The sequence below is a fragment of the Neobacillus cucumis genome (assembly GCF_023715505.1).
The window spans coordinates 229,829-236,339 of sequence record NZ_JAMBOH010000008.1; the positions used below are offsets into that span (position 1 = coordinate 229,829).

The following is a 6,511-nucleotide window of genomic DNA, read 5'->3' on the forward strand; positions in this document are numbered from 1 at the left end:
GATGTTGTTACCATGTTTATAGAGAAATTAGCACTTAAAAATTATCGGAACTATGACGAATTATTCGTAGAGTTTGAAAATAAAGTAAATGTTATTTTGGGTGAAAATGCCCAAGGAAAAACGAATGTGATGGAATCCATCTATGTGTTAGCAATGGCCAAGTCTCACCGCACATCGAACGATAAAGAACTTATTCGCTGGGACCAGGAGTATGCTAAAATAGAGGGAAGGATTCAAAAACAACACAGCTCTCTGCCCCTCGAGCTGGTTATTTCTAAAAAGGGAAAAAAAGCCAGGTGCAATCATATTGAACAGCAAAAATTAAGTCAATACGTTGGAAACATGAATGTGGTCATGTTTGCACCCGAGGATTTAAATATTGTTAAAGGCAGCCCACAAGTACGGAGACGATTTATTGATATGGAAATTGGCCAGGTATCGCCAATTTATCTACATGATATGAGTCAATATCAAAAAATACTTCAACAACGCAACCATTATTTAAAAATGATGCAAATCAAAAAACAAAACGATCCAACTATGCTCGAGGTCTTAACCGAGCAATTTATTGACATGGCTGTGAAAGTGGTTAAAAAGAGATTTGAATTCCTGAGATTACTTGAAAATTGGGCGAAACCTATTCATCAAGGAATTTCAAGAGGCTTAGAAACACTTGAAATTATGTATAAACCTTCAGTAGAGGTATTAGAAGGCCAAGATTTGTCGAAAATGATAGAAAGCTTTCAGGAAAAATTTTCTAAGGTAAGAACAAGGGAAATGGAGCGAGGTACGACCCTGTTTGGTCCCCATCGTGATGACTTATTGTTTTTCGTTAATGGAAGGGATGTTCAAACCTTTGGTTCCCAAGGGCAGCAACGAACAACGGCCCTCTCTGTTAAACTTGCTGAAATTGAATTGATTCATAATGAAATTGGGGAGTATCCGATTCTTTTGCTTGATGATGTTTTATCCGAATTAGATGATTACAGGCAATCCCATTTGCTCAATACCATTCAAGGGAGAGTTCAGACATTTGTAACCACAACAAGTGTCGAAGGAATTGATCATCAGACTTTGAAAGATGCTTCAACCTATATCGTGCAGGCAGGCACCATAAAGAAGGTTAATTGAGGTGGGCCAATGTATATTCACATCGGGGAAGACTTAAATATTAGGGCAAAGGATATTATCTCAATATTAGATAAAGAAAGTGCTAATCAATCAACATTGGTGAAAGAATTTTTAAAACAGCAAAGTGAACGAGTCATTAACTTGTCTAAAAACCCCTATAAATCAGTCATTATTACATATGACAAGGTTTATTTATCCCCCATTGCTTCAGGAACATTAAAGAAACGATCAAATCAAATGAGTATACATGAATTTTAATATAAATTTTTATGGCTTTAGTTTTTTTAGAGATATTTTTGTAAGAAGGTGCAGGTGAACAAGTATGACTTTGGAACAGAAAGCAGTAGAGGGAGCATACGGCGCGGATCAAATTCAGGTCCTAGAGGGACTTGAAGCAGTACGGAAAAGACCTGGTATGTATATTGGTTCAACAAGCGGAAAGGGTCTACATCATCTTGTTTGGGAAATTGTTGATAATAGTATTGATGAGGCCTTAGCAGGCTATTGTGATGAAATTAATGTCATCATTGAAGAAGATAATAGTATTACGGTCAAGGATAATGGCCGTGGAATACCAGTTGATATTCAAGAAAAAATGGGCAGACCAGCAGTCGAAGTTATCATGACAGTCCTTCACGCCGGTGGGAAATTTGGCGGCGGAGGATATAAGGTTTCCGGAGGATTACATGGTGTTGGTGCATCTGTTGTTAATGCTCTATCTACAGAACTTGTTGTCAATGTCCATCGTGACGGTAAAATTTATGAGATTAAATTTGAACGTGGTGCTGTAGCTTCTGAATTAAAAGTAATTGGAACTACTGACAAAACTGGTACGATTACTCATTTTAAACCAGATAATGAGATTTTCACTGAGACATTGGTCTACGAATATGACATACTTGCGACTCGATTGCGTGAACTTGCTTTTCTTAATCGCGGGATTAAAATCACGATTGAAGATAAGCGTGTTGAAAATAAACGGAATGAGTACCACTATGATGGCGGTATCAAATCATATGTTGAGCATTTAAATCGCACAAAAGAAGTTGTCCATGACGAACCGATCTACATGGAAGGAGAAAAGGACGGCATAAGTGTTGAAGTCGCGCTCCAATATAACGAGGGTTATACAGAGAATATTTACTCCTTTGCTAATAATATTCACACCTATGAGGGTGGGACGCATGAATCGGGTTTTAAAACAGCTTTAACAAGAGTGATAAATGATTATGCCAGGAAAAATGGCATTTTCAAGGAAAGTGATCCAAACCTTTCAGGTGAGGATGTTCGTGAGGGAATCACAGCGATTGTTTCGATCAAACATCCTGATCCTCAATTTGAAGGACAAACAAAAACAAAACTTGGAAATTCAGAAGTCAGAGCGATTACTGATACTGTGTTTGCGAGTACCTTTGATAAATTTTTATTAGAAAATCCAACAGTTGCACGGAAAATCGTGGATAAAGGTTTGATGGCGTCAAGGGCGAGGCTTGCTGCCAAGAAGGCCAGAGAATTAACTCGCCGCAAAAGTGCGTTAGAGGTTTCCAGTTTGCCAGGTAAATTAGCGGATTGTTCTTCCAAAGATCCATCTGAGAGTGAATTGTACATCGTTGAGGGTGATTCCGCTGGAGGATCAGCAAAACAAGGACGTGATCGTCACTTCCAAGCGATTTTACCGCTTCGAGGAAAAATTCTTAATGTGGAAAAGGCACGGTTAGATAGAATTCTTTCTAACAATGAAGTGCGAGCAATGATTACAGCGATTGGAACAGGAATTGGGGAGGATTTTGATATCTCCAAAGCACGTTATCATAAAGTGGTCATTATGACGGATGCTGACGTTGATGGAGCTCACATACGTACCCTTCTTTTAACATTCTTTTACCGTTTTATGAGAAAAATTTTAGAAGCAGGTTATGTTTATATTGCTCAGCCGCCGCTTTATAAGGTACAGCAAGGTAAACGAATTGAGTACGCTTATAATGATAAAGAACTTGAACGGATATTTGCAGAGCTGCCAGCTGCACCAAGACCCAATATCCAACGGTATAAAGGTTTGGGTGAGATGAATCCGGAACAATTATGGGATACAACCATGGATCCAGCTAATAGAAGTATGCTCCAAGTAAGTCTTGAAGATGCAATTGAAGCAGATGAAACATTTGATATGTTAATGGGTGAGAAGGTAGAACCACGTCGTAACTTCATTGAAGAAAACGCTCAATACGTAAAGAATTTAGATATATAAAAGGCGGAGGGAGGTAGGTAATATGACTGAAACACCCAATTCAAAAGTAAGCGAAATTAATATTAGTCAGGAAATGAAATCATCTTTTCTTGACTATGCGATGAGTGTTATTGTTTCTCGTGCCCTTCCAGATGTTAGAGATGGGTTAAAACCGGTTCATCGCCGTATTTTATATGCCATGCATGACCTTGGCATCCATGCAGACAAACCATATAAAAAGTCTGCCCGTATCGTCGGGGATGTTATCGGTAAATATCATCCACATGGTGATTCTGCTGTTTATGAAACCATGGTCCGGATGGCACAGGATTTTAACTATCGTTATATGCTGGTTGATGGTCATGGGAACTTTGGGTCTGTTGATGGGGACTCAGCAGCTGCAATGCGTTATACAGAATCAAGAATGTCCAAGATCTCCATGGAACTATTAAGAGATTTAAACAAAGATACTATTGATTATCAAGACAACTATGATGGTGAGGAAAGAGAGCCAGTTGTTCTGCCGGCGCGATTCCCCAACCTTTTAGTAAATGGGACTACCGGGATTGCGGTGGGGATGGCAACAAATATTCCGCCGCATCAATTAGGTGAAGTCATTGATGGTGTATTGGCGGTAAGCCGCGACCCAGAAATCACTATACAAGAATTGATGGAAATTATCCCAGGTCCGGATTTCCCAACAGGCGGTATCATTATTGGCCGGAGTGGAATTAGAAAAGCATATGAAACAGGCCGCGGTTCGATCATCATCCGTGCTAAAGTTGAGATTGAACAGAAATCCAACGGAAAAGAAGTAATTATCGTTAATGAGATTCCATATCAAGTAAATAAAGCGAAACTAATTGAAAAAATCGCTGAGTTAGCCCGTGATAAAAAGATTGAAGGCATCACCGACCTCAGAGATGAATCTGACCGCCGGGGAATGCGCATTGTTATTGAGGTCCGTAAAGATGCGAATTCCAATGTACTTTTAAATAACTTATATAAACAAACAGCCTTGCAAACCAGTTTTGGTATAAACACATTGGCACTAGTCGATGGGCAGCCGAAGGTGTTAAACCTAAAGCAATGTTTAGTCTATTATTTAGAGCACCAAAAAGTGGTTATTCGCCGAAGAACATTGTTTGAATTAAACAAGGCAGAGGCCCGGGCACATATTTTAGAAGGATTAAGAATTGCACTAGATAATTTAGATGCTGTCATTACCTTGATCCGAAACTCCCGTACAACTGATATTGCCCGTGAAGGTTTAATGACCCAGTTTAATCTTTCTGAAAAACAAGCTCAGGCCATTCTAGATATGCGTTTGCAGCGGTTAACAGGATTAGAAAGAGAAAAAATTGAGGAAGAATTCCAAAATTTGATGAAGCTTATTGCTGAACTAAAAGCAATTTTAGCTGACGAAGAGAAGATTCTTGATATTATTCGTGAAGAATTATTAGAAATTAAAGAACGTTTTAATGATAAACGCCGGACAGAAATTGTTATGGGCGGCATCGAGAATATCGAAGATGAGGATTTAATCCCTCGGGAAAATGTTGTTATTTCGTTGACCCATAATGGCTATATTAAACGTCTCCCAGTGTCTACTTATCGTGCACAGAGACGTGGCGGCCGCGGTATACAAGGAATGGGTACAAATGAAGATGATTTTGTTGAACATTTAATTACTACCTCTTCCCATGATACCATCCTATTCTTTACCAATAAAGGTAAGGTATATCGTTCCAAGGGCTATGAGATACCAGAGTATAGCAGGACAGCTAAAGGGATTCCAATTATAAATCTGCTTGGTATCGAAAAAGGTGAATGGATCAATGCAATTATCCCTGTTGAGGAATTTGTGGACGATTGGTTCTTGTTCTTCACAACAAGAGAAGGGATCTCAAAACGTTCACCACTGTCCTCCTTCGCTCATATCCGCAACAATGGTTTAATCGCCTTAAGTCTGCGCGAAGGGGATGAATTAATCTCTGTGCGCCTGACTGATGGGACCAAACATATTATTATTGGAACTAAGAAAGGGATGCTAATCCATTTCCCTGAGACGGATGTTCGGTCAATGGGCCGTACTGCAACAGGTGTTAAAGGAATTACCCTTGATTCCGATGACGAAGTTGTGGGAATGGAAGTGATTGAAGAAGATAATGACGTACTAATTGTAACCAAAAACGGTTATGGAAAACGTACACCTGCTTCTGAATACCGCATTCAAGGCCGTGGTGGTAAAGGGATCAAGACCTGCCATGTAACTGATAAAAACGGTAATTTGGTATCAATGAGGGCAGTAACTGGTGAAGAGGATCTTATGCTGATTACCACAGGTGGTGTATTGATCCGAACCGATGTTGCAGGTATTTCTCAGATGGGACGAAATACACAAGGTGTTAAATTGATTAGTCTGAAGGAAAGTGAAAACGAGTTTGTTGCAACCGTTGCAAAGGTTGAAAAAGAAGAAGATGAAGAAGATGAGCAAACAGTTGAAAATAGTTCAGATGATAGCAATGAAACAATCCTCGATGAAGGTCAAGATGACAGTCCTCCTGAAGGTGAAGAGTAATATAGATAAAGAGGAGCACTTACATGTGCTCCTTTTATTATGACTAAAAGTAAATAAAAATATATTATCTTCTAAGAAATTTTAAAATAGTGTTGACTCAATTTGATATAGGTGGTATATTAATTAAGTCGCTTCGGGGCGACGGATTGTTCTTTGAAAACTAAACAAACAAAAACGTCAACAAACATAATATTAGTTTCTATTATAGAAACTAAGCCAACGTAACAAATTGAGCTAATCAACTTTCATGGAGAGTTTGATCCTGGCTCAGGACGAACGCTGGCGGCGTGCCTAATACATGCAAGTCGAGCGAATCAATAGGAGCTTGCTCCTGTTGATTAGCGGCGGACGGGTGAGTAACACGTGGGCAACCTGCCTGTAAGACTGGGATAACACCGGGAAACCGGTGCTAATACCGGATAATCCTTTTCCTCTCATGAGGAAAAGCTGAAAGTCGGTTTCGGCTGACACTTACAGATGGGCCCGCGGCGCATTAGCTAGTTGGTGAGGTAACGGCTCACCAAGGCGACGATGCGTAGCCGACCTGAGAGGGTGATCGGCCACACTGGGAC

General features: G+C 39.7%; 4 protein-coding genes and 1 rRNA gene. All 5 read left to right on the plus strand.

The window, feature by feature from the left end; genetic code table 11:
- Positions 1-12 precede the first annotated feature (12 nt).
- Positions 13-1,131 (plus strand): DNA replication/repair protein RecF, encoded by a 1,119-nt coding sequence (gene recF / locus M3226_RS14355; RefSeq protein WP_251566407.1) that lies wholly within the window; start codon positions 13-15, stop codon positions 1,129-1,131.
- 9 nt (positions 1,132-1,140) lie between these two features.
- Positions 1,141-1,389, plus strand: a complete 249-nt coding sequence (gene remB, locus M3226_RS14360; protein ID WP_251566408.1) for an extracellular matrix regulator RemB — start codon at positions 1,141-1,143, stop codon at positions 1,387-1,389.
- Positions 1,390-1,453: 64 nt separating this feature from the next.
- A complete protein-coding gene (gyrB, locus tag M3226_RS14365) occupies positions 1,454-3,379 on the plus strand; it encodes a DNA topoisomerase (ATP-hydrolyzing) subunit B (RefSeq protein WP_374110598.1) in 1,926 nt (641 codons plus the stop codon).
- A gap of 22 nt (positions 3,380-3,401) precedes the next feature.
- The gene (gene gyrA, locus M3226_RS14370; protein WP_251566409.1) at positions 3,402-5,939 is read left to right on the plus strand and encodes a DNA gyrase subunit A; all 2,538 of its coding nucleotides are present in this window, start codon (positions 3,402-3,404) and stop codon (positions 5,937-5,939) included.
- Positions 5,940-6,183: 244 nt separating this feature from the next.
- Positions 6,184-6,511, plus strand: a 16S ribosomal RNA gene (locus tag M3226_RS14375); the annotation flags it as partial.